Origin of the sequence: Streptomyces mirabilis (assembly GCF_018310535.1) — a bacterium.
GTDB lineage: Bacteria > Actinomycetota > Actinomycetes > Streptomycetales > Streptomycetaceae > Streptomyces.
This window is the reverse complement of the sequence record NZ_CP074102.1, coordinates 4,772,132-4,795,723: the sequence shown is the minus strand read 5'-3', so window position 1 is coordinate 4,795,723 and position 23,592 is coordinate 4,772,132. Positions and strand designations below refer to the sequence as shown.

Annotated in this window: 22 protein-coding genes; 12 read left to right on the top strand and 10 right to left on the bottom strand. The window is 71.9% G+C overall.

All coding sequences use genetic code 11. The features are described from left to right. Window positions 1–258 precede the first annotated feature (258 nt). The 4 genes from afsR to SMIR_RS21270 all read left to right on the top strand — a co-directional run bounded on the left by afsR (window position 259) and on the right by SMIR_RS21270 (window position 5,395). On the top strand, window positions 259–3,219 hold the full coding sequence (gene afsR, locus SMIR_RS21290; RefSeq protein WP_212727250.1) for an SARP-family global regulator AfsR: 2,961 nt from the start codon (window positions 259–261) through the stop codon (window positions 3,217–3,219). Between the two features lie 228 nt (window positions 3,220–3,447). Further along, window positions 3,448–3,618: a hypothetical protein gene (locus SMIR_RS21285; RefSeq protein ID WP_168492731.1), complete on the top strand. Its 171-nt coding sequence runs from the start codon at window positions 3,448–3,450 to the stop codon at window positions 3,616–3,618. 202 nt (window positions 3,619–3,820) lie between these two features. Continuing rightward, the gene (locus SMIR_RS21280; protein ID WP_168492733.1) at window positions 3,821–4,009 is read left to right on the top strand and encodes a hypothetical protein; all 189 of its coding nucleotides are present in this window, start codon (window positions 3,821–3,823) and stop codon (window positions 4,007–4,009) included. A gap of 432 nt (window positions 4,010–4,441) precedes the next feature. Beyond that, complete coding sequence (locus SMIR_RS21270; RefSeq protein WP_168492735.1) at window positions 4,442–5,395, top strand: hypothetical protein; 954 nt, start codon at window positions 4,442–4,444, stop codon at window positions 5,393–5,395. Between the two features lie 2 nt (window positions 5,396–5,397). Here the strand turns inward: SMIR_RS21270 and SMIR_RS21265 are convergent, their stop codons facing one another. Next, the gene (locus tag SMIR_RS21265; RefSeq protein ID WP_168492737.1) at window positions 5,398–6,993 is read right to left on the bottom strand and encodes a FadD3 family acyl-CoA ligase; all 1,596 of its coding nucleotides are present in this window, start codon (window positions 6,991–6,993) and stop codon (window positions 5,398–5,400) included. A 102-nt stretch (window positions 6,994–7,095) separates the two neighbouring features. Between SMIR_RS21265 and SMIR_RS21260 the strand changes: the two genes are divergently transcribed. The 3 genes from SMIR_RS21260 to SMIR_RS21250 are packed head-to-tail and all read left to right on the top strand — an operon-like array spanning window position 7,096 to window position 9,464. Beyond that, a complete protein-coding gene (locus SMIR_RS21260; protein ID WP_168492739.1) occupies window positions 7,096–8,244 on the top strand; it encodes a lipid-transfer protein in 1,149 nt (382 codons plus the stop codon). Between the two features lie 9 nt (window positions 8,245–8,253). Then, on the top strand, window positions 8,254–8,685 hold the full coding sequence (locus SMIR_RS21255; RefSeq protein ID WP_168492741.1) for a Zn-ribbon domain-containing OB-fold protein: 432 nt from the start codon (window positions 8,254–8,256) through the stop codon (window positions 8,683–8,685). After that, window positions 8,661–9,464, top strand: a complete 804-nt coding sequence (locus tag SMIR_RS21250) for an enoyl-CoA hydratase/isomerase family protein (protein WP_249938451.1) — start codon at window positions 8,661–8,663, stop codon at window positions 9,462–9,464. Before SMIR_RS21255 ends, SMIR_RS21250 begins: the two co-directional genes overlap by 25 nt. A gap of 264 nt (window positions 9,465–9,728) precedes the next feature. On the opposite strand, the gene SMIR_RS21245 is transcribed toward SMIR_RS21250, so the two are convergent. Together SMIR_RS21245 and kbpA are read right to left on the bottom strand one after the other, a co-directional pair. Beyond that, entirely contained in the window at window positions 9,729–12,053 is a 2,325-nt protein-coding gene (locus SMIR_RS21245) for a serine/threonine-protein kinase (protein WP_168492743.1), read from the bottom strand. Between the two features lie 160 nt (window positions 12,054–12,213). Continuing rightward, the gene (gene kbpA / locus SMIR_RS21240) at window positions 12,214–12,966 is read right to left on the bottom strand and encodes an AfsK-binding protein KbpA (RefSeq protein ID WP_168492745.1); all 753 of its coding nucleotides are present in this window, start codon (window positions 12,964–12,966) and stop codon (window positions 12,214–12,216) included. Between the two features lie 166 nt (window positions 12,967–13,132). Between kbpA and SMIR_RS21235 the strand changes: the two genes are divergently transcribed. After that, window positions 13,133–13,768, top strand: coding sequence for a TetR family transcriptional regulator (locus SMIR_RS21235; RefSeq protein WP_101404450.1), 636 nt, complete (start codon window positions 13,133–13,135; stop codon window positions 13,766–13,768). 85 nt (window positions 13,769–13,853) lie between these two features. Here the strand turns inward: SMIR_RS21235 and SMIR_RS21230 are convergent, their stop codons facing one another. Together SMIR_RS21230 and SMIR_RS21225 are read right to left on the bottom strand one after the other, a co-directional pair. Then, entirely contained in the window at window positions 13,854–14,366 is a 513-nt protein-coding gene (locus SMIR_RS21230; RefSeq protein ID WP_168492746.1) for a nitroreductase family deazaflavin-dependent oxidoreductase, read from the bottom strand. Beyond that, window positions 14,366–15,556: an acyl-CoA dehydrogenase family protein gene (locus SMIR_RS21225; protein WP_168501108.1), complete on the bottom strand. Its 1,191-nt coding sequence runs from the start codon at window positions 15,554–15,556 to the stop codon at window positions 14,366–14,368. The genes SMIR_RS21230 and SMIR_RS21225 overlap by 1 nt, the downstream gene beginning before the upstream one ends. Window positions 15,557–15,670: 114 nt before the next feature. Here SMIR_RS21225 and SMIR_RS21220 point away from each other — a divergent pair, with 114 nt between their 5' ends. Then, the gene (locus SMIR_RS21220) at window positions 15,671–16,837 is read left to right on the top strand and encodes an acetyl-CoA acetyltransferase (RefSeq protein WP_168492748.1); all 1,167 of its coding nucleotides are present in this window, start codon (window positions 15,671–15,673) and stop codon (window positions 16,835–16,837) included. A gap of 64 nt (window positions 16,838–16,901) precedes the next feature. Here the strand turns inward: SMIR_RS21220 and SMIR_RS21215 are convergent, their stop codons facing one another. The 4 genes from SMIR_RS21215 to SMIR_RS21200 form a co-directional block, all read right to left on the bottom strand. Then, window positions 16,902–17,852 carry an AraC family transcriptional regulator ligand-binding domain-containing protein gene (locus SMIR_RS21215; RefSeq protein WP_168492750.1) on the bottom strand — a complete coding sequence of 317 codons (951 nt, stop codon included), beginning with the start codon at window positions 17,850–17,852 and terminating at the stop codon, window positions 16,902–16,904. Window positions 17,853–18,044: 192 nt separating this feature from the next. Continuing rightward, window positions 18,045–19,385 carry a COG1361 family protein gene (locus SMIR_RS21210; RefSeq protein WP_248002971.1) on the bottom strand — a complete coding sequence of 447 codons (1,341 nt, stop codon included), beginning with the start codon at window positions 19,383–19,385 and terminating at the stop codon, window positions 18,045–18,047. Beyond that, complete coding sequence (locus tag SMIR_RS21205; RefSeq protein WP_168492752.1) at window positions 19,382–19,561, bottom strand: DUF397 domain-containing protein; 180 nt, start codon at window positions 19,559–19,561, stop codon at window positions 19,382–19,384. Before SMIR_RS21205 ends, SMIR_RS21210 begins: the two co-directional genes overlap by 4 nt. After that, window positions 19,558–20,388 (bottom strand): helix-turn-helix domain-containing protein, encoded by an 831-nt coding sequence (locus SMIR_RS21200; RefSeq protein ID WP_248003659.1) that lies wholly within the window; start codon window positions 20,386–20,388, stop codon window positions 19,558–19,560. The genes SMIR_RS21205 and SMIR_RS21200 overlap by 4 nt, the downstream gene beginning before the upstream one ends. 71 nt (window positions 20,389–20,459) lie before the next feature. On the opposite strand from SMIR_RS21200, the gene SMIR_RS21195 reads away from it, so the two are divergent. Together SMIR_RS21195 and SMIR_RS21190 are read left to right on the top strand one after the other, a co-directional pair. Then, on the top strand, window positions 20,460–20,867 hold the full coding sequence (locus SMIR_RS21195) for a hypothetical protein (protein WP_168492754.1): 408 nt from the start codon (window positions 20,460–20,462) through the stop codon (window positions 20,865–20,867). Between the two features lie 10 nt (window positions 20,868–20,877). Then, entirely contained in the window at window positions 20,878–21,549 is a 672-nt protein-coding gene (locus tag SMIR_RS21190; RefSeq protein ID WP_168492756.1) for a pyridoxine/pyridoxamine 5'-phosphate oxidase, read from the top strand. On the opposite strand, the gene SMIR_RS21185 is transcribed toward SMIR_RS21190, so the two are convergent. Beyond that, on the bottom strand, window positions 21,486–22,466 hold the full coding sequence (locus SMIR_RS21185) for a LysR family transcriptional regulator (protein WP_168492758.1): 981 nt from the start codon (window positions 22,464–22,466) through the stop codon (window positions 21,486–21,488). The two genes, SMIR_RS21190 and SMIR_RS21185, sit on opposite strands and share 64 nt — an antisense overlap. A 207-nt stretch (window positions 22,467–22,673) precedes the next feature. On the opposite strand from SMIR_RS21185, the gene SMIR_RS21180 reads away from it, so the two are divergent. Further along, window positions 22,674–23,579 carry an SDR family oxidoreductase gene (locus SMIR_RS21180; RefSeq protein ID WP_212727248.1) on the top strand — a complete coding sequence of 302 codons (906 nt, stop codon included), beginning with the start codon at window positions 22,674–22,676 and terminating at the stop codon, window positions 23,577–23,579. Window positions 23,580–23,592 lie beyond the last annotated feature (13 nt).

Sequence of the window (23,592 nt, the reverse complement as noted above, 5' to 3'; positions counted from 1 at the left end):
CGATCTGACGACCCGTCAGCTATCCGTCGGCCACCTGTCGCCGACCCGTCGGCCGCCCACCCCGCCGCCGTACGCCCCCGCACGCCTCTGGAATGGGCGGCTCTGTGCGGAGATGTGCGCAGAGGTTGTGAGAGCCCTGTGATCCCCCGTGCCTGTACGGTGTGCGGGCCTGTGATCGCTGTCTCGCACGGCTGACGCATCCGCCATGAACAAGGCAAACTGGCCCCGTAGTACTGACGGTTCGGCAGGGGGACGGCGATGGACGGTGTACCGCGAGTGCCGGAGCAGCGACGTGCCGGGGAATCGGCGGCGTTGCGCTTCAGCGTGCTCGGCCCGGTGCGCGCCTGGCACGGCGAGGATTCCTTGCCCACGGGGTCCCCGCAGCAACGCGCCCTGCTGGCCGCGCTGCTGCTACGGGAGGGCCGGACGGCCACGTCCGGCGAGCTGATCGACGCCCTGTGGGGCGAGGAGTCCCCGCCCCAGGCGCTGGCCGCCGTACGGACGTACGCCTCCCGGCTCCGCAAGGCCCTGGACCCCGGCGTCCTGATCAGTGAGTCCGGCGGCTACGCGATCCGGCTGGCCGGGAGCGACAGCTCTCTCGACCTCGCCGAGGCCCAGGAACTCGCCGCCGACGCCGAGAAGGCCAAGCACTCCGGAGACCTGCGCTCCGCCCGCGACCTGCTGAACCGGGCGCTGGGCCTGTGGGACGGGGAGCCGCTGGCGAGCGTGCCCGGGCCCTACGCAGAGACACAGCGGGCGCGCCTGGAGGAGTGGCGGCTCCAACTCCTCGAATCCCGCCTCGACATGGACCTGGAGCAGGGCTGCCACGCGGAGGCGGTCTCCGAACTCACCGCCCTGACCGCGGCGCACCCCCTGCGCGAGCGGCTGCGCGAACTGCTGATGCTCGCCCTGTACCGCAGCGGGCGGCAGGCCGAGGCGCTCGCCGTGTACGCCGACACGCGCCGCCTCCTCGCCGACGAGCTCGGCGTGGACCCGCGCCCGGGCCTGAAGGAGCTCCAGCAGCGGATCCTCCAGGCCGACCCGGGCCTCGCGGAACCCTCGGCCCCGGTGGCCGAGCCCACCGCGGCACCGGTCCGCCCCGCCCAACTCCCCGCCACCGTCACGGACTTCACGGGCCGCGCGTCCTTCGTCCAGGAACTGAGCGACGTCCTGGCCTCCGCCTCCTCCGCCGAGGGCGAGGGCCAGGTCATGGCCGTCTCGGCGCTCGCGGGCATCGGCGGCGTGGGCAAGACGACCCTCGCCGTGCACGTGGCCCACCAGGCGCGCACGGCGTTCCCCGACGGGCAGTTGTACGTCGACCTGCAGGGTGCGGGCCAGCGGGCGGCGGAGCCGGAAACGGTCCTCGGCGCGTTCCTGCGTGCCCTGGGCACGGCGGACTCCTCCATCCCCGACTCCCTGGAGGAGCGCTCGGCGCTCTACCGCTCGGTCCTGGACGGCCGCCGGGTCCTGGTCCTCCTGGACAACGCCCGCGACGCGGCCCAGGTCCGCCCACTCCTGCCCGGCACGGAGGGCTGCGCGGCCCTCGTCACGTCCCGGGTACGGATGGTGGACCTGGCGGGCGCCCACCTGGTCGACCTCGACGTGATGTCCCCGGAGGAGGCCCTCCAGCTCTTCACGAAGATCGTCGGCGAGGAGCGGGTGGCGTCGGAGCGCAAGGCGGCCCTCGACGTCGTCGCGGCCTGCGGCTTCCTCCCCCTCGCCATCCGTATCGCGGCCTCCCGGCTGGCCGCACGCCGCACCTGGACCGTCTCGGTCCTGGCGGCGAAGCTCGGCGACGAGCGCCGCCGCCTGGACGAGCTCCAGGCCGGCGACCTCGCGGTCAAGGCCACCTTCGAACTCGGCTACGGCCAGCTGGAGCCGGCCCAGGCCCGCGCCTTCCGCCTGCTGGGCCTGGCCGACGGCCCCGACATCTCCCTCGCCGCGGCGGCCGCCGTCCTCGACCTCTCGATCGACGACACCGAGGACCTCCTCGAATCCCTCGTCGACACCTCCCTCCTGGAGTCCGCCGCCCCAGGCCGCTACCGCTACCACGACCTCGTACGCCTCTACGCCCGCGCCTGCGCGGAACGCGACGAACAGCCCCCGAGCGAACGGGACGCGGCGATGTCGCGGTTGCTGGACTTTTATCTGGCGACGGCGGCGGGGGTGTACGCGCTCGACCGGCCCGGCGACCGGTTGGTGGAACACCTTGAGGCCACGGAGTACCCGGGCCTGGTGTTCGAAGACCGCCACCAGGCCCAAGACTGGCTGTACGCGGAAGCGGTCTGCACGCTGGCCTGCGTACGGCAGTCGATCGGCGCAGAGACGTTGGCACGGGCCGTCGACCTGCTGTGGGCCGCCTGCGACCTGGCCGAATCGGGCGCGAACTCCAAGGAGTACGAGGACATCGCCCAAGCCGCGGGCGCCGCCGCGCGGCAGATCGGCGCCACCCGGGCGGAGGCACGAGCGCTGACGACCCTCGCCTTCGTTCACCACATCACCGGCCGCTTCGATCCGGCCGACCAGGCCGCGACCCGCGCCCTGGAACTGGCCCTGGCCTCCGCCGACCCGCTGACGAGCTGCTGGTCGTCCAACATCCTCGGCGTGATCGCGCTCTACCAGAACCGGCACGAGGACGGAGAGGCGCACCTGACGCGCGCCATCGAGAACTTCCGCACCTGCGAGGATCGCCCCGGCGAGGCGAGCGCCCTGTGCAACCTGTCCCGCATCCACCTCGCCCAGGGCCGCACCGCGAGCGCGGTGGCGCTGGCCCAGCAGGGCACGGCCATGTACGACGACATGGGGCACGCCCTGAAGGGCGCCAACGGCCGATACGCACTGGGCCTGGCACTCACCCAGAGCGGCCAGCTCGCCCAGGCCGTCGACCGCCTCCAGGAAGCCCTGAACGTCTTCCGGGACAGCCGCCAGCGCCTCTGGGAAGGCATGACCCTGTTCCGGCTCGCCGAGGCCGATCTCGCCGCCCGACGCCCCGCGCAGGCCGCCGCGAACGCCGAGTTGGCGCTGACAGTGCTGCGAGGGATCGGCGGCGACTGGCGGCGCGGCAACGTGCTCACGGTGCTCGGTCGCGCCCTGAGCTCGATCGGGCAGATCGGTCGCGCACAGGTCTGCTGGCGTGAGGCCCTGGACCTCTTCGAGGCGATGGGCGCCCCGGAGGCCGACGAGGTACGGGCTCTCCTCAAGCCCCTCGCCGTCGCATAGGGCCTCGTCGCAGGCCTCACGCCTGGACGTTCATCATTCGTTTATCGCCGCGCGGCACTCTCAACGAGTCGATCCGTCGCGTCGGGGGGCAGACGGGATGACAGTCGGCCGCACCTCTAAGGTGAACCGGCCCAGAAGTGCCCGCCCGGCGGCCCTCGGGGGAGTTGCCGGGCGGGCGCTTTACGCCTTACCGCCCTACCGCATCGAAGAACTGCAGGGGAGCCAGTCATGACCGACACCAACAGCACCGACAACGTCCACGCCACCGACGAGCCCACGGCCACCACGGACAACGTCCACGCGACCAGCGAGCCCCTCACCGGCAAGAACCCGATCGCCCCGGCCGAGACCGGCGACGCCACCACGGACAACGTCCACGCCACGGACGAGCCGGTCTAAGCCCGACCCGGGGGGACACCGAGCTCACACCACACGGGGATCGGCCGCGGCGGCGCGGAGGGGGAGCCGTCGCGGCCGATGTGTGTCAGGTGCATGGTTCAGGTCAATCCGTGGCGGGAACCGTTCGGCCCTCTCGAACAACCGCCCCACCGGCCACTAGCGTCACTTGGAGTTCGGAACTCCCCTCTCTCCAAGAGCTGGAATGACCCGTACCAAGAAGGTCCTCGTGACTCTGGCTGTCGCAGCCGCTGCTGCTGGTGGGGCTGCTGCTCCAGCCTTCGCCGACCAGCACGCCACGGTAGTCACGCCGCAGGACCAGCACGCCACGGTCATCACGCCGCAGGACCAGCACGCCACCATCGTGACCCCGCTGGACCAGCACGCCACCTGATCAACGCCTCAAGCCACACTGCGGGGCCGAGCCAAAGCTCGGCCCCGTTCGCGTCCAGCCCCCTCAAACCGCCCAGCTCTTCAACACCACCGCAACACTCCCCGCCGTGCAGCTCTCCTCCTTCAGCTCGGCAGCCACGGTGACGCTCCAGGTCGCCGTCGGCCTCCCCGCCGTCATCCCCGTCCGGGACTCGAAGCTCCAGGACGGCCCCGTACTCCTAATCACCCGCCCCTGCCCCGCTAACCCCGCACCCCACTGGGCGTTTGGCAGGTTTGGGCCACCTATGCCGCCCGATGACCGCCAGATCACCCCACCGCAGCAACCCCACGTCGGCCCAAACCCGCCAATCCCCAACCCGCCAGCCCGGCCCCGTGAGGCTCGGTTGTCCACAGGGGGGAACGGCTGGGGGGCTGCTCCGGGATCCTCGGGGGTGTGGAGCTGAGGGAGCTGGTCGAAGGGGGCGTGTTGCTCACCTCGCGTGCCCGGGAGGCCGGGTGGGCGCGGAGGTCGCTTCTCCGGGCGCTCGGAAGGGAGGGGTGGACCCGGGTTCAGGCAGGGGCCTGGATCGAGCCGGGCCGGGATGCGGACTTCGCCACTCGGCTGCGGGCCGTGCAGCTCCTCAAGCCGCGGCTCGTCGTGAGTCACCGTTCGGCGACCGCGCTCTGGCGGATCGAGACGCTCACCCCGAGGGCCGAAGGGACCCTGGAGTTCATCGATCCCGAACTCACCCTCCGCAGCGGCGGGACGGGCGTGCTCGTACACCGCATGCCTCTCGGCGCGGGAGACGTGGTCCGGTGTGAGGGCCTGCGCGTCACGGGCGCCGACCGTACGCTCGCCGACCTCCTCCGGGCCGGTCCCCGCGACGAGGCTCTCGTCTCCGTCGAGTCGGCCCTGACCTGGCGGAGGGTCGGAGGCGTCCGCCGCGCGCCGGTCACGACCGCCGCCCTGGTCTCCCTCGCGCTCGAAGCGCCCATGCGGGGCGCGGAAAGCGGCCGCGGACGGCTGAAGCTCGCCGATCCGAACTCCGGCTCCCCCGCGGAGACCGTCGCGCGCCTGCGCCTGCACGACGCGGGCCTTCGGCCCGAGAGCCAGGCCGAACTCCGTACGCCCGACGGCCGCCGCCGCTATCTGGACTTCCTGTTCCGAGCCGAGGGGCTGGCCGTCGAGATCGAGGGCTACGCGTACCACGGCACACGCGAGTCGCACCGCCAGGATGTCGCCCGCTTCAACCAGGTACTCCAGTGCCCGGAGGTGCTTCTTCTCCTCCGCTACACCGCCGCGGACGTCTTCCACCGTCCCTCGATGATGATCGAGGAGATTCGCGCCGCCCTCTCCCGGCTCCGAGATCGCGGCCGTGACCGTGACTCAGGAATCCCCGCGCCCTAGCTTCAGAAGGTCCCGGACCGTAGCTCCCCCTTCACCACCTTCCCGCTCGCGTTCCGCGGGAGTTCCCGTACGAATTCCACCGTCCGCGGGACCTTGTAGTTCGCCATCTCCCGGCGGGACCAGGCGAGGAGGTCGTCGGAGGTGAGGGCGGAGCCCTCCCGCCGTACGACATACGCCTTGCCGACCTCGCCCAGCCGGCCGTCCGGTACGCCGATCACCGCAACGTCCGCGATGTCCGGGTGGAGGCCGAGGAGTTGTTCTATCTCGGCGGGGTAGGCGTTGAAGCCGCCGACGATGAACATGTCCTTGATGCGGTCGGTGATGCGGAGGTTGCCGGCCGGGTCCAGGACGCCCACGTCGCCGGTGCGCAGCCAGCCGTCCGGGGTCAGGACGCGGGCGGTCTCCTCGGCGTCCTCGAAGTAGCCCCGCATCACGTTGAAGCCGCGGACCAGCACCTCGCCCGGGGTTCCCGCCGGCGCCTCGACGCGCACCTCCACGCCCGGGATGGCGCGTCCCGAGGTCGACGCGATCACGGACGACGGGTCGCCCCGGCGGCACATCGTCACGAATCCGCTGGCTTCCGAGAGGCCGTACGCCGTCAGGACCGTCTCCACGCCCAGTTCGGTGTGCAGGCGTTCCACCAGGCGCAGCGGGACCACGGCGGCTCCGGTCACCACCAGCCGCAGCGTCGACAGGTCGTACGACGCCCGCGCCGGGTGGTCGAGGAGGGACTGGTGGAGGGTCGGCGGGCCAGGCAGGACCGTGACCCGTTCGGACGCGATGTTCGCCAGCACCGTGTCCACGTCGAACACCGGCTGCGGGATCATCGTCGCGCCCCGCATCAGACAGGCGAGCACCCCGGCCTTGTAGCCGAAGGTGTGGAAGAAGGGGTTCACGATCAGGTAGCGGTCCTCCCGGCGCAGACCGGCCAGCTCGCACCACACCTCGTACGCCCGCAGGCTCTGCGCGTGCGTGATCACGGCGCCCTTGGGCCGGCCCGTCGTACCCGAGGTGAAGACGATGTCCGACGGCGCCGATCCCGGCACGGCCGCCGCCCGTTCCCGCACCTCCGCCGCCCCGACACCCTCCCCGTCCGCCAGGAAGTCCTTCCAGGTGCGGAAGTCGGCGGGGGCGTCGTCGGCCAGTACCACCACCTGTTCGAGGTGCGGCAGTCCGGGGAGGGGGCCGTTTCCGGCGCTCTCCCCCTCCTCCCCCGCCGCCCGTCGCAGCGACGCCACGTACGACGTCCCCAGGAACGTCCCCGTCACGAACAGCAGCCGCGCGCGGCTCCGGGACAGTACGTACGCCGCCTCGGCGCCCTTGAAGCGGGTGTTGAGCGGGACGAGCACCGCGCCCGCCGACACCGCGCCGAGGGCGGAGACGATCCAGTCCAGGGTGTTCGGCGCCCAGATGGCGACCCGGTCGCCGAGCCGTACGCCGTTCGCGAGGCAGGCGGCCGCCGCACGTTCGACGCGGGCGCCCAGCTCGGCGTAGGAGATCCGCGTACGGCCCTCGATGACGGCCTCGCGGTCCGCGAAGCGCGTCGCCGCCGACCGCATCAGCCCCGGGATGCTGCCCCACTCCAGGTCTCCGCGCATCTCACGCCTCCGTAGGCACGAACCCCACTAGCTGACTACCCGTCAGATTAGCTGTAGCCTGACGGCCTGTCAGCAGTCGGGCCCTTCCGTGGAGGTGCACCCATGCCGGGGATCAAGGACGCCACCGCCGTCGTCGGCATCGGTCAGACCCCCTTCGCCAAGCAACTCCCCGAGCCCGAGAAGACCTTGGCCTGCCGCGCGATCCTCGCCGCCCTCGACGACGCCGGAATCGCGCCCTCCGAAGTCGACGGGCTCGCCTCCTACACCATGGAGGAGACCGACGAGGTGGAGGTCGCGAAGGCGGTCGGCCTCGGCGATCTCACCTTCTTCAGCAAGGTGGGCTACGGGGGCGGCGGCTCCTGCGCCACCGTCGCGCACCTCGCCGCCGCCGTCGCCACCGGCCAGGCGACGGTGGGCGTGGCCTGGCGGTCACGCAAGCGCGGCAGCGGGCCGAGGCCGTGGAAGAACACCGCCGTCCAACTGCCCACCCCCGCCCAGTGGACCCGCCCCTTCGGGCTGCTCAGACCGGCCGACGAGATAGGCGTGCTGGCTCGTCGCTACATGCACGAGTACGGCGCCACCCGCGACCACCTCTTCAACGTCGCCCTCGCCTGCCGCAACCGCGCCAACCAGAACCCCGCCGCGATGATGTACGAGCGCCCGCTGACCCGCGAGATGTACATGACCTCCCGCTGGATCAGCGAACCCCTCTGCCTCTTCGACAACTGCCTGGAGACGGACGGCGCGTTGGCGTGCGTGATCGTGTCCGCCGAGCGCGCCCGGGACTGCCGGCAGCGCCCCGTGTACGTCCACTCCGCCGCCCAGGGCCTGCCCGCCCAGCACCACGGCATGGTCAACTACTGGAACGACGACCCGCTCACCGGCCCCGCCTGGACGGCCGCCCGGCACCTGTGGAAACACGCCGACTTCACCCCGGACGACGTCGACGTGGCCCAGATCTACGACGCCTTCACCCCCCTCGTTCCGCTCTCCCTGGAGGGCTACGGATTCTGCGGACGCGGGGAGGGCGCGGCCTTCACGGAGGGCGGCGCCCTGGAGATCGGGGGCCGGCTGCCCCTCAACACCGGCGGGGGCGGACTCAGCGAGGCGTACGTCCACGGCTTCAACCTCATCAACGAGGGCGTGAAGCAGTTGCGGGGCACGAGCACCGCCCAGGTCCCCGGGGCCGCCACCTGCCTGGTCACGGCGGGGGAGGGCGTCCCCACCTCCGCGATCCTGCTGCGGAACTGAGGAGCCGAGATGACCGAGCCCCTTCTCACCCCCGTCCTCGACGACGACGGCGCGCCCTTCTGGGGGTACGCCGCCCAGGGCGAGCTACGGATCCAGGCATGCGCCGACTGCGGCGAGCTGCGCTTCCCGCCCCGCCCCTGCTGTCCCCACTGCCAGTCCTTCGGCAGCGAGTGGCGACGGATGAGCGGACTGGGCCGCGTCTGGTCGTACGTCGTCCCGCACCCGCCGCTGCTCCCGGCGTACGCGGCCCTGGCCCCGTACAACGCGATCGTCGTCGAACTCGCCGAGGCACCTCACATCCGCCTGGTCGGCAACCTGGTCACGGCCCCGGGCGCACCGCTCGACTCCTTCCCCCCGGACCGGATCCGGATCGGAGCGCGGGTACGGGTGGTGTTCAGCGGGGAGGGGCTGCCGCAGTGGGTTCTGGACGGCCGGTCGTGAACGGCGGCGCGCTGCGGATCGCGGCGGACAAGGACACCGGCGTCGCGGTCCTCACCCTGGACCGCCCGGAAAAACTGAACGCCATCGACGAGGCCCTGGCGTCCGAACTCTCCGCCGCCTGGCTGGCGTTCCGCTTCGACGACTCGGTACGGGCCGTCGTCCTGACAGGGGCGGGCGAACGGGCCTTCTCCACGGGCCTCGACCGCACCACCGAGACCCCCCAGCCCGCCTCCCCCTACATGGTGGACGACCCGCTCCTGCGCATCGGCCCGAAGGCCAACGACCTGTGGAAGCCGGTCGTCGCGGCCGTGCGCGGGATGGCGTGCGGAGGGGCCTTCTACCTCCTCGGGGAGGCGGAGTTCGTCGTCGCCGACGAGACCGCCACCTTCTTCGACCCGCACACGACGTACGGCATGGTCAGCGCGTACGAGTCCGTGTACGCGGCGCACCGGATGCCGTACGGGGAGGCGGCGCGGATGGCACTCATGGGGAACGCCGAACGGATGTCCGCGCGGCGGGCGTACGACATCGGGTGGGTGTCCGAACTCACCCCGTCCGGTGGTGCGTTGGAGGCCGCCGTCCGCTGCGCCACGGTGATCGCCTCCTACCCCTCCGAAGGAGTGCAGGGCACCGTCCGCGCCCTGTGGACGGCCCACGAGGCCGCCCGCGCCCACGCCTTCACGCAGGCGCCGCACCTCATCTCCCTCGGCAACCTGCCCCCGGCCCGGCAGACGGAGTTGTTCTCCGCACGACGACCGAACGGGTTCCGGGTGCGGTGATTCGGCTGTGGCCGAGTGGGGGCTGGTCGCGCAGTTCCCCGCGCCCCCAAAAGCCTCCGGCCGACCGGCGTTCGAGAGCGAGGCCGCTCAATCCGACGCGGGGGCCGGGGCCTGGGGCCCGGGCGCAGCCCCGCCCCCAGGGGCGCGGGGAACTGCGCGATCAGCCCCCACCGGCCCGCGGCCGAAGAAACCGTCCGGGGTCTGGGGCGGAGCCCCGGGTACGGGATGGGACGGGTAGGGGCGGGCGGGGAAAGGCCGGTCACCCTACGCCGTGCGGGCCGTCCCCGTCCCCTTCTCCGCGTCCAGCGCGTACACGCACCGGTCCTTGCTGCACGCGTACACCACCCCGTCCTTGACCACCGGTGCACCGGTGATCTCCCCGCCCGTCGCCAGCTTCCAGCGGAGCCGGCCGTCGTCCGCCTTCAGGGTGTAGAGGAGATGGTCCGTGGAGCCGAAGTGGATGCGGCCCTCGGCGACCGCCGGCGCGCCCACGACGTCGCCCCCGGCCTGGAAGCGCCACTTCGGGGTGCCGGTGACCGCGTCGAGGGTGTACAACCCCTTGCCGCTGCCGACGTGGACGTGGCCGGCGGCGACCAGGACGGGATCGATCGAGGACCGGGCCTCGGTCGCGATGCGCCAGCGGTCGCGACCGTCCGTCGCGTCGAGGGCGTACACCGTGCCGAGGTAGTCGGCGAGGTAGACGCCGCCTCCCGTGACCGCGGGGCCCGGCACGAAGGTCGGCGGGGAGAGGAAGACCGCGGGGGCCTCGAAGTGCCAGCGGACGTGCCCGCTCGCGACGTCGACGGCGAGGACGCGGGTGCCCGCGGAGATGTAGACGTAGCCGTCGGGGGCGGACGTGATCCGTACGGGTACGCCTCCGCACGACGCCGCGTCGCCGATCGGGTACGACCACCGCTCCTCACCCGTACGGGCCTCCAGGGCACGCAGCCGGGCGTCCTTCCAGACGTACACCGTGCCGTCGTGGACGGCGGGCCCGGCCTCCGGGGACTCGAAGTCGGTCTGGGCGCCGGTGATCTCCCAGAGTTTCTGGCCGTTGGAGGCCTCCCAGGCCTGGACGCCGCCCCCGCGCGTACCGGTGATGACGGTCCCGCGGTCGGCCTTCAGGGAGTACACCCAGGCGTCCGTGGACAGCCGCCACAGGTCCGCGCCCTCCCGCGCGTTCAGGGCGAAGAGGGTGGGGCCGTCGGAGGCGTGGATGCGGCCGTCCGCGACCGCCATGGACCAGGCCACGTCCCGCGTCTTGAAGCGGCGGCGGCCGGTCGCGACGTCCAGGGCGTGGACTTCGAAGGAGGTGACGTAGACGAGGTCGCCCGCGACCGAGGGCGTACCCCAGACGTCGTTCGACATACGGAAGCGCCAGGGCCGCCAGCCGGACGGGGAGTCCGGTGCGGGCGGCGGAGCGACCACCGGAGCGGGGTCGGCGCCGTTGACGCCGACGCGCGGTCGGGACCAGGAGGCGGCGAGGCCCGCCTCCGGAGGAGGTGCCTTCACGGCGGCGGCACGGGCGTCGGCGACACGCGGCCCGGGGCCGATGGGCACCTGGCCGCCCGCGAGCCGTACGGGGCCGGCGTCGGGCGCCCCGACGGGCACGGGAGCGTGCGAGGGCGGCGGAGGAAGGGCGGGGCGTCCGCCACCGCTGCGACCGCCGGAGGACGGGGGCTTCAGCGCCGGACGGCCCCCGCGGCGCGCCTCGATCAGGCCTACCGCCCGCTCGGGCAGCCACGCCGACGCCGTACCGCTGTCGTCGGAGCCGGAGCCGAAGAGGTGGGGTGCCAACTGGGCCTGGAGGTCGGCGGGGTTGGGGCGGCCGGTCGCCTCCATCTGCATACAGGACTCGATGAGGGGGCGCAGCTCGTCCGGGAGGCCCTCCAGGTCGGGGCCCTCCCGCAGCAGCATGAAGACCGTCTCGACCGGGTTGGCGCCGTGGAAGGGCGCATGCCCCGTGGCGGCGAACACCAGCATCGAGCCGAGCGAGAAGACATCGCTCGCACCGGTGACGCTGCGCGAGTCCTTCGCCTGTTCGGGGGACATGTAGGCCGGGGTGCCGACGGCGACGTTCGTCATCGTCAAACGGGTGTTCGAGACACCGGAGGCGATACCGAAGTCGATGACCCGCGGCCCGTCCTCCACCACCAGCACGTTCGAGGGCTTCAGGTCACGGTGGACGAGCCCGGCGCCGTGGATCGACTGCAGCGCCTCCGCGACGCCCGCGGCCAGCCAGCGCACCGCCTGGGCCGGCATCGGCCCGCACTCGTTCACTATTTCTTCGAGGGAGGGCGCCGGAACGTACGCGGTGGCCAGCCACGGCACGGCCGCGCGCGGATCGGCGTCGACCACGGCCGCCGTGTAGAAGCCGGAGACCGCTCGCGCGGCCTCCACCTCACGAGTGAAGCGGACCCGGAACAGCTGGTCCTCGGCGAGCTCGGTCCTGACCGTCTTGATCGCCACGCGCCGGCCCGAAGCCGAGCGCGCGAGATAGACCAGCCCCATGCCGCCGGCACCCAGCCGTCCCAGCACCTCGAACGGCCCGATCCGCCGCGGATCGTGCTGTGTCAGCTGATCCACCACTTGCCTGCCACCTCCCCGTACGAGCCACGTCATCCACGTATGAACGCGGCCCCGTGCAGCGTCTCACCACCGCACCGCCATGGCGGCACGCACCCCGATTCTTCCTGTCCGGGCCACAGGTTGCGAACCCGGGGGCGGAACGGGGTGTCTCGGGACAAAATCACCGGCCCCGTACCTGGAGTACGGCGAACGACGCCCCTTGATTGTCCGTGACGACGGCCGCCCTTCCGTACGACGTGTCGAAAGGGGGCGTCTGGACGCGTCCGCCGAGCCGGTTCACCGTACCGAGAACCGCGTCGACGTCCTCCACTCCGAAGTGCACGAGGAAGTGCGGCGGCATCTCGGCCGGGAAGACCGCGGAGACCGGGGCGCGGCCGAAGTCCGGCGAGGCGTCGGGGCCGAACAGGGCCTCATGGAACAGGGTGCCGTAGAAACGGTCGACGGTTTCCGGGTCCCGCGCGTACAGCTCGGCCCAGCAGAAGGAGCCCGGCTCGTGCCGCTTGCCGAAACCGGGGTGGGTGCCCGCCTGCCACAGGCCGAAGACCCCGCCCTCGGGATCGGTCGCGAGGGCGGCCGTACCGTAGGGGCCCAGCTGGGTGGGCGCGGTGATCACCTGCCCGCCGGCCGCCTGGATCCGGGCCGCGAGCGCGGCGGCGTCCGGGGTCGCGAACGACACCGTCCAGACGGTGGGCATCCGGCCGTCCCGCTTGGGGGTGAGGGCGGCGACGGGCTCCCCGTGATGGCGCGCCCACACGCCTTCCATGTGCGGCCCGAACCCCTCCCCGAAGGTCCAGCCGAACAGCTCACCGTAGAAGCGCCTGCCCGCCTCCACGTCGGGAAGCTGCGCGTCGACCCAGCAGGGGACGCCCTCCGAGTAGGCGTGCGTTGCGTCGGATGCCCGGGATACGGCCATGCGGCCAAGTTAACGGCCTTTCATCCACTCCGCGCGACGACCCGGACACCCTCAGGCATCCCCCAGGGCCCCCACTCGCCGCCCGCACTCCCCCACGCACCCCATTTGCAGTCGGCCGAATCGCGCTCCGATCACCCCTCGGTAAGCTGACGGCATGACAGGACAAGTGCGTACCGTCGACGGCCGCGTGGCCGGACGGCGAGGGCAGGCGACCAGGCAGAAACTGCTCGACTGCCTCAGTGAAATGCTCAGCTCGTCGCCGTACCGGGACGTCAAAGTCATTGATGTCGCCCGGAAGGCGGGCACGTCGCCGGCGACTTTCTACCAGTACTTTCCGGACGTCGAAGGCGCCGTTCTGGAGATCGCCGAGCAAATGGCCGCGGAGGGCGCCGGGTTGACCCAGCTCCTCGAAGGGCGCTCCTGGGTCGGCAAGGCCGGCTGGGCGACCGCGCAGGAACTCGTGGACGGTTTCCTGGAGTTCTGGCGGAAGAACGAGGCGATTCTGCGCGTGGTCGACCTGGGCGCCGCCGAGGGCGACAAACGCTTCTACAAGATCCGCATGAAGATCCTCAACTCGGTGAACAACTCCCTCTCGGACTCGGTCGCCGAGCTCCAGTCCAAGGGCAAGGTCGACAAGGACGTGAACCCCGGGGCGATCGCCGGTTCGCTCGTCGCGATGCTCGCCGCGGTGGCCTCGCACCAGAAGGGCTTCCAGACCTGGGGGGTCAAGCAGGCCGAACTCAAGCCGAACCTGGCGCTCTTGGTGCACCTCGGGGTGACCGGGAAGAAGCCGACCAAGTAGCGCGACCGTATCTTCTGGGGCTCCTGTTCGGCCCAAATCCTGTCATGCGGGCGGCAGTCCACTTCGTGGACTGCCGCCCGCTGCACTATGCGCCGCGGCGCACGATGCGAAACAGCCTGATCTCACGATCGATCCGCGCCTGGTACGTGGCGTACGGCGGCCAGAACGCCAGCACCGCCTTCCAGACCGCGTCCCGCTCCTGCCCCTCCAGCAGACGGGCCGTCACGGGGATGTCCTCGCCCTGCCAGCTGATGACGGCGTCCGGATGGGCGAGGAGGTTGGCGGTCCAGGCCGGATGATCGGTGCGCCCGAAGTTGGACCCGATGAGAATCCAGCTGCCTGCCCCCTTTTGCCCCTGTGCCCCCTCTGGCATACAGGCCAGTGGCGTGCGCCGCTCGAGCCCGCTGCGGGCCCCCCGCACGGTCAGCACGATCCCCGGCAGCAGCTGCGCGCTGAGCAGCACCTTGCCGCGCGTCAGCCGGTGCACCGCGCGGTCGAGGGCCGGGACGAGGTGCGGGGCGACCCGGGCGAAGGCCCGCGTCGAGGACACCTTCTGCACACTCCGTACGACGGCTCGTGACCGGATTCCCGGCGCCATCAGACCGCCACCTCCGCACCGTCGAAGAGCCGCGCCGCGTCGGCGGCGTACGCACGCAGCCGGTGCACGGGCCCGAAGAGCAGTTCGTCGCCGGCCGCGCGCTTGAAGTACAGCTGGGCCTCGTGCTCCCAGGTGAAGCCGATGCCGCCGTGCAGCTGGATCGCCTCGGCGGCGGCCGTGCGCAGCGCCTCCAGGCCCTGGGCGAGCGCGAGCCCGCCGACCCGCTCGCCCCCGGCCCCCGCCGCCCAGGCGGCGTAGTACGCGGCGGACCGCGCCGCCTGCACCCGCACGTACACATCCGCGAGCCGGTGCTTCACCGCCTGGAAGGACCCGATCGCCCGCCCGAACTGCTCCCGCTGCCGCACGTGGGCGACGGTCCGCTCCAGCGCCCGGTCGGCGGCTCCGACGGCTTCGACGGCGAGCAGGGCGGCGGCGCTGTCCCCGACGGAGGCGAGCGCGCCGAGCACGTCGCCTTCCTCCTCGCCCAGCAACTCGGCCCGCACCTGCCGCAGTTGCACCCGCCCCTGCGCACGCGTCTCGTCCAACGACGTCTGCCGCATCCGCACGAGTCCCTGGGCGCCCTCCGTCACGAGGAAGATCCGGGTCCGGGCCCGGGCGAACCCCCCGGTGTGCGCGGCGACCAGCAGGAGCCCGGCGCTGTGCCCGTCGAGGACCTGTTCCACCTCTCCGTAGAGGCGCCAGCCGCCCTCCTCGCCCCGCCGGGCCTGTACGCCCCCGGCCCGGCCGCCGCCCGCCCAGTCCCCGGCGTTGTCGCCGACCAGGCCGAGCGCGGTGGGAAGCCCGGCGCCCGGTACCGCGAGGGCGGCGGTCAGCTCACCGGCCGCGATCCCGGGCAGCAGCGCGGCGCGCTGTGCGCCGGTGCCGAGGGCGAGGATCAGCGGGGCCGCGAGGGCGGCCGTGGCGAGCAGCGGCGAGGGCGCGAGGGCCCGCCCCGACTCCTCGCAGGCGAGGGCGAGGTCGGCGAACGAGCAGCCGACCCCGCCGTACGCCGTGGGCAGGGCGAGCCCCGGCAGCCCAAGCTGCTGTGCGAGTGCTTCCCAGAGCCCGGTGTCGTATCCGACCCCGGTGCGCACGGCCGACCGCACCTCCTCCGGACCGCAGCGCTTGAGCAGGAGTTCCCGCAGGGTGCGGCGGATCTCGTCCTGTTCGGCGGTGAAACGGGCGTCCATGGCCAGGCCCTTTCTCCCGATCTGACGGTCCGTCACATTAGCGCCGTGCGGTACGGATGCCCAGAGCCGTGACGACCTCCCGCGCGCCGCCACATCTGATGTACCGTCAGATTCATGACTCCGGGGAAGCGCAAGGTCGCCGTCGTGGGTGTCTCCCTCTCGGACTGCGGTCGCGTGGACGACGCGACGCCCTACGCCCTGCACGCCCAGGCCGCCAGGCGTGCGCTGGCGGACGCGGGGATGGACCGCTCGCTGGTCGACGGATTCGCGTCGGCGGGCCTCGGCACCCTGCCGCCGGTCGAGGTGGCCGAGTACCTGGGCCTGCGCCCCACCTGGGTCGACTCCACCGCTGTCGGCGGTTCCACCTGGGAGGTCATGGCCGCGCACGCGGCGGACGCGATCGCGGCGGGCCACACCCGCGCCGTCCTCCTCGTCTACGGCTCGACCGCCCGCGCCGACATCAAGGCGGGCCGCCGCACCGGCAACCTCTCCTTCGGCGCCCGGGGTCCTCTCCAGTTCGAGGTCCCCTACGGCCACACACTCATCGCCAAGTACGCGATGGCCGCGCGCCGCCACATGCACGAGTACGGCACGACACTCGAACAGCTCGCGTCGGTGGCCGTCCAGGCCAGGGCGAACGCGGCGCTGAACCCGGAGGCGATGTTCCGCACCCCGATCACCACCGACGACGTCCTGTCCGGCCCGATGATCGCCGACCCCTTCACCAAGCTGCACTGCTGTCTGCGCTCCGACGGCGGCGCGGCGGTGCTGCTGGCGGCCGAGGAGTACGTACGGGACTGCCGTACGGCCCCCGTGTGGATCCTCGGCACCGGCGAGCACGTCTCGCACACGACGATGTCCGAGTGGCCGGACTTCACGGTCTCCCCCGCGGCGGTGAGCGGACGCCTCGCCTTCGAGCGGGCGGGGGTGCGGCCCGACGAGATCGACGTGGCCGAGATCTACGACGCCTTCACCTACATGACCCTCGTGACCCTGGAGGACCTGGGCTTCTGCGCGAAGGGCGAGGGCGGTCAGTTCGTGGAGAAGGGGCGCCTGACGGTGGGCGGAGAGCTGCCCGTGAACACGGACGGGGGCGGACTCTCGGCCCAACATCCGGGCATGCGGGGCCTGTTCCTCCTGGTGGAGGCCGTACGGCAACTGCGCGGGGAGGCCGGGGAACGGCAGGTCAGGAAGGCGGGCGGACGCCTCCCTGAGCTGGCGGTGGCCTCCGGGACGGGCGGGTGGTTCTGCTCGTCGGGGACAGTGGTGCTGGGGCGGTAGGGGCCGGTGGTGCTCGGACGGTCGGCCCCGTCGGCGCTGGGGCGGACAGGGGCCGGGCAGCGGTTCAGCGTGCGGCCCAGCGGCGTCTGGCCCGGCGCAGGGCGCGGGCGTCGGAGTAGCCGAGGAGACCGGCCTTGCCGCCGGAGGGCGCGGCCGGGTGCCGGTGGAGCCGCGCGAACTGCGCCTGCCGGGCGCGGTCGAGCTCATGGCGCCAGGTGGTGCCCGCCTCGGCGAGCCGGCGCTGGAGAGTTCTGGGGCTCGTCGTCAGCCGTCGCGCGACGGAGGTGAGGGAGAGGGTGCCCTCCGCGAGCGCCGCGGCGGCCAGCGCCTGCTGGACGCGGTCGGGCCAGCTGGTGGGGCGCGGCTGGATGCGCGGCAGCAAGGCGGCGTGGCGCTCCATGATGGAGGCGAGGGCGGGATCCGCGGTGCGCAGCGGCAGCTCCAGATCGGCGGCACGCAGGGTCACGCTGTCGGTGTCGGCCCCGTACGTGATCCGGGTGGTGCCGAGGAAGTCGCTGAACATGGTGGACCTGCGCGGTGCGCGCTGCCGCAGGCTTACCTCCACGGCTCCGATCGGCCGTCCGGTCGCCCAGCGGGAGCGGGAGAGCAGGTCGGACATCCCGGTCTGGATGGCCAGCTCCCGCCCCCGGTCCTCGTCCTCGGCCAGCGAGAACGTCACCCGCACGACTCTCTCCGTGGCGGCCACGACGGCGCACTGCCCCACACCGGTGATCAGGTCCACATACCGCCCGCTCGCCGCGTAGCCCTCCCCGAGAGTCCGTGCCGTGGTGAACAGGTAGTCGTAGACACCGAGTTGGCCGGGCGCGAAGTCGGCGCCGACGCGCAGTCCGACGTCGGGCACACCGTGGTGGTGCTCGGCCAGTACCAGGGTCCGCAGGAAGCAGTCGTTGGCGACGGTGATGTCGTCGCTGTCCATGGCCCACGCCGGGATCCCCGCTTCCCGGGCGAGGCGGCCGGCCTCGTATCCGGTTCCCGCCGTTCTCGCGAGCACCATCTTCGGCAGGGCAACGCTGTACAAAACAGGCACCTCACAACACCGCGGCGGTGACTGGCGTGTTCAGCCGCGTCGCTGACACGTTCGGTCCTCCCGCACAGGCCGATCCGCGCCACATCTTAGAGGCAGCGGAAAACGCGACAGCCCCTTCCGTTCCCTGGCGTCACGGGGGTGCGCCAGGGACACGGGAGGTCAGGGCAGAACGGTGACAGGAGCCGTGTCGTTGGCCGGGTTCGGGTCGCGGCGGCCGGTGGACGGCTCGGTGTCCTGGAGGGCCACGCCGCCCTGCCCCGGCCCGTCGAGGCTCAGGGTGAACTCGAAGTCACGGGTCTTGCCGGGGTCGAGTCGGCCCACGAGGCAGCTGTACGCCGGGCCGTCGGAGTCGCAGTACGGCTCGTACGCGTCCTCGTCGATGGCCTCCATGGGTTCTTCCAGCACGGTGCCGGGCGGCGGCGTGAACAGCAGCTTCGTACCGGCGCCGGGGATGCCGGGCCCGTTGTTGCGGACCTTGAGCCGCAGCGAGCGCTTCGTGCCGGGGCTGCCCCGCAGTTCGACGTCGAAGACCTCGTAGTCGGCGTGGGTGTCCAGACGCACGTCGGTGAAGACGCCTCCCTCGGCGAACGTGCCGTCGGTGTCGTCGGCGCCGCGCACGGCCTCGGCGGTCAGGGGTGGGCCGTCACCGTGGTCGCCGCCCGGCGGCACCACGGTGTACTGTCCGGGCCCCGAGTCCAGCGGCCAGGCCTCCTGACTGAAGGAGCCGTACATCCGCGTCTTCGACGCGCGCAGGCGCAGGGCCGGATGCAGGACGACGGACCCACCCGGCGGGACACGCAGGTCGGGAAACCGGCAGACGGCCGTGTGGCCGTGATGCTGAGGCGGGTAAAGGCAGTTGGCGTACCGCTGCCGGAAGTCCAGGTCCCCGGAGCCGAGTTCGAGGGCGAGCCCCTTCACCGGCACCTCGCCGTCATTGCGGACGACGACCGGTACGGTCACGTCGGCGCCGGGGCGCACGTCCTTGATGACCTTGAGTGTTCGCACCTTCACCACGGGCTCGCCGACCACGACCCGGGTGCGGGTGGTGAGCGTCTTCCCGTCCTTCGTGGTGAACGTGAAGCGCACGATGCCGGTGTCGCCGGGTTTGCTGCCCTCGGCGGCGACCGGGTGGACACGGTCCAGGTCCGACCAGCTGTCGTAGGCACCGCTGACGTCGCAGATGGCACGCACGGTGTCGTTGATGCACCGGGTCCCGCCCTTGCGCAGGCCGACCGCCTTCAGCCGTACGACGCCCTCGGACCCGCGCACGTCGACGGTCAGCCGGTGATCCTGCGTGCCGTAGCGGCTGGTCGCCTTGACGTCCTCGGCCTGCAGATGGAACGGCATCTTGGCCTTGGGCCCCGATTTGTCACCGACGGGACGCAGATAGAAGACCTCGGGGGCGGAGATCGAGGACTTGGGGTCCTCCGCGAGGGGGCCGCAGGCGGCGAGGGGGAGCAGGAGGGCGCCGCTGAGAGCGACGCCCGCTGAGCGCCTCAACGGACGGTACGGAGGAAGGCCGTCCAGGTGGTGGGGGTGACGGCGAGGGTGGGGCCGGTGAGGTTCTTTGAGTCGCGGATGTGGACCGTTTCGGAGCGGGTTGCTATTTCGAGGCATTCGCCGCCTTCATTGCCGCTGTAGCTCGACTTGAACCAGGCCAATTCGGTCGCGTTCACAGTTCTCCCGCTTTCTGCTTGATGAGCTTTGCGGACTCCCAGGGGTCGAGCGCCTCCGCCCGCAGGATGCCGAAGAGGTCGAACAGATCGGATACTTGCTCCGGCTTATGGATCAACCTATCGCCGCCGCGCGCCTCCTCGTACACCAGATTGCGCCCCTCCTCGGTACTCATCAGCTTCAGTGGCCCCATCAGCCCGGCGTGCGTGTACCGCTTGGTCGGCATCACCTGAACCGTGAGGTGGTGCTTCATCCTCAGGCTGCACTGCAGGATGTGCTCTAACTGCTCCCTCAGCACTTCCTCGCTCCCGAGATCTCGCTCCAGAACCGACTCCTCGATCACGTATCCCACGTACGGCGGCGGGTTGCGCCTGAATACCGACTGCCGTTCCAACCGAGCCGATACATGGCGCTCGATCTCCTCCTCGGTGTACGCCGGTCGCCGCGCTTCGTACAGCGCCCGCGCGTACGCCGGTGTCTGAAGCAGCCCAGGGATGAGCATCGTTTCGTACGCGCTGATCACCCGCGCTCGCCGCTCCAGCCGCACCCAATCAAGGAATGTCGGCGGGTACTTCTCCCTCTCGATGATCTCGATGCACGCGAGCAGCGCACCCTTCGCATCCAGCCCCTTGTCCGCATCCTTGAGGAACTCGATCGGCGGGATCCGCTCGGCCCTCTCGTACGCTCCGAAGATCGACTCGGAGACGAGCAGCAGCTCACCGGCCTCCTTCTGCGTAAGCCCCCGCACCCCCCGCTGAATGCGCAACAGCTCCCCCACCAACCTGCGCCCCACGGACGCCCCACCATTCGCCCCCACAACGACCACCATCCTCCCCACAACCGGCAATGTGGACCGTGTCCACCTAGTCACGCTACGCAACCACCGGCACGCTCATGGTCATGACGAACAAACTCACCCCGAATTGGGTCCCGAGGTCCGGTCTTCAACTACGCCTCGCCGGGGTCCACTTCGACGCCATCCGCGTGTGCGGCGTACGCGGGGAAGCCGTGCTGCACCACCTCGTCGCGCTCACCGACGGTCACCCCGGACCGGTCGTCAGGGAATCCAACGGCTGCCGCTGGACGTACTTCCTGCTGGCACCCGGCGAGGGCGCGGAGCACGCCTGGCCGCCCGGCGCCCGCCGGTTCACGCGTTCGGCGCACGACGAGTACGTGGGCGTACCCGCGCCGGAGGGGAACACATACCCCCTGAGCTGGGGGCATGGCGCACCGGAGGTGGGTGAGTTCGTGGACGCGGAGCTGCTGCACGGGGTGCTCACGGCGCAGCTTTGTCGGACCTCCGAGTGATACTTGGGGCATGGGAACGGATCTTCACGAGCTGCTCAGGTCACTGCGGGTGTGGGACGTAGAGCTGCCCTCCTTCGACCCGGCATCCACACCCGCCGAACCGCTCCCCCTGTTCACGGAGTGGTTCGCGGACGCGGTCGCGGCGGGGCAGAGCGAACCGCACACGATGTCGCTGGCGACGGCGGACGAGGACGGGCTCCCCGACGTCCGGATCGTGATGCTGCACGGCGCGGACGCGGACGGCTGGGCCTTCGCGAGCCATGTCACCAGCCGCAAGGGCCGCCAGCTGGCCGCGCGCCCGTACGCGGCTCTGGGGTTCTACTGGCCCGCCCAGGGCCGTCAGATCCGGCTGCGGGGGCCGGTCGAGGTCGCCCCGGCCGAGGAGGGGCAGGCGGATCTGCACGCCCGTTCGACGGAGGCGCTGGCCGCCGCGCTCGTGGGCGGGCAGAGTGAAGTGCTGGGTTCCGTAGCGGAGTTGGGGCGGGTCTCGGACGAGGCCTGGGACCGCGCTCAGCGCGAGCCCGACGCCCCGGCCCCGACGTGGACCCTCTACCGCCTCCGGCCGGAAGAGGTGGAGTTCTTCCAGGGAGACGCGAGGCGTCGGCACGTACGGCTCGTCTACCGCCGTACGGAAGCCTCTCCGGAGGGCGGAGGCTGGCGCAAGGAGCTGCTCTGGCCCTGAGACCCGGGACCGGTCAGGTGGGCCTGGGCGCACTTGCGGAAGGCCGTCACGAGGCGGCTGCGGTCGTCGGCGCGGGTCGCGAGCACGACGTGGCTCGGTTCGACGCCGTGCAGGGGGACCGTGGTGAGGTCGGGGCGGATGGTGTCGACGCGCGGGTCGGCCGGGACGATGCCCACGGCCTGCCCGGAGGCGATGAATTCGAACTTGTCCTCCAGGGCCTCGATGAGCGGACCGTCGGGCGCCCGGCTGCCGTCGGGGCGCGGGTCGATGCGCCAGAACGCGTTCCAGGACGCGTCGGACACCCGGGGCAGGGGTTCGTCGGCGATGTCGTCGAGGGTGACGGATTCCTTGCCGGCCAGGCGGTGGTCGACAGGGACGAGGAGCACGCGGGGCTCGTCGTAGAGGATCGTGACGTGCAGCTGGTCGGTCCGCATCGGAAGGCGGGTCACGGCCACGTCCACCCGGTGCTCGACCAGGGCCGCGTGGGCGTCGTTCCAGACGAGGTGCTGGGCGACCACCTCGGCGTCCGGGTGCAGCCGGCGCATCTCGCGCACCGCCGGGGTGACGATGATGCTGGAGGTGTAGCCGATGGTGACACGGCTGGGCTGGGCGGCGGCCCGGGTGCGCGCCGCGGCCTGAGTGGCCGAGCGCAGCAGCGCCTTGGCCTGGGGCAGGAAGACCTCGCCGGCCTCGGTGAGCCGGCTGCCCTGCGGGGTGCGGTCCAGCAGCCGGGCGCCGAGCTGCTGTTCGAGGCGGCGGATCTGCCGGCTCAGGGACGGCTGGGCGATGCACAGGGCGGCGGCGGCACGGCCGAAGTGCCGGTGCTCGGCGACGACCGTGAAGTACCGCACGAGGCGCAGATCGAGGTCGACCGGAGGCGAAGGCTGCTGCTGCTGCGGCGACGAGTCGGACGTCATGCCTTCATGGTATTCCCCGCACGCATCGGGTGACAGCACGCTTCGGGCATTGAGCTGTGGTGATACCTGAAACGCATGCACTGTTTCGAAACAGGCCTTGGACGCGGATCCCCACGTGGCCGCACGGTGGATCCGGAACCACCGGACGGAGAACCGACAGGCGGGGAACCGCCGGGCCGGACCTCATCACCCCTTTTGGAGTGCACCATGCGTGTGTTCGTCACCGGAGCCACCGGATTCGTCGGCAGCGCCGTCGTACGCGAACTGCTGGACGCGGGACACCGGGTTCTCGGCCTCGCCCGCTCGGACCGGGCCGCCGCGTCGCTGACGGCCGCGGGGGCGCAGGCGCACCGCGGCGCCCTCGACGACCTCGACAGTCTGCGGGCGGGCGCGGACGCGGCGGACGGCGTGATCCACACGGCGTTCCAGCACGGCTCCTCCGACTTCGCGGCCGCCGCCCGGTCGGAACTCCGTGCCATCCAGCGGCTCGGTGAGACGCTCGTGGGATCCGGTCGGCCCTTCGTCGTGACCTCCGGGACCGCCGGTCTCACGCTCGTGCCGGGCCGTGTCGCGACCGAGGACGACGAGCAGGATCTCTCGTCGCCCGCGGCGGCCCGGATTCGCGCGGAGGCGGAGACGCTGTCGTTCGCCGAGCGCGGTGTGCGGGCCTCGGTGGTGCGGCTGCCGCCGTCGGTGCACGGCGAGGGGGACCACGGCTTCGTCCCGCAGATCATCGCCGTCGCCCGCGCGAAGGGCGTCTCCGCCTACCCCGGCGACGGCTCCAACCGCTGGGCCGCCGGGCACCGGCTCGACGCCGCGCACCTGTACCGGCTGGCCCTGGAGGAGGCACCCGGCGGAGCGCGGCTGCACGCGATCGGCGACGAGGGCGTACCGGTCCGCGACATCGCCGACGCCGTCGGCCGGTACCTGAAGCTGCCGGTGGCCGCCGTCCCCCGCGAGGAGGCGGCCGACCACTTCGGCTGGCTCGGACACTTCTTCTCGATGGACCTACCGGCGTCGAGCACCCTCACGCAGAAGCGACTGGGATGGCGCCCCGTGCGGCCCGGCCTCGTCGAGGACCTCGAAGAGGGCCACTACTTCACGCAGTCGTAGACGGGTTGTCGTA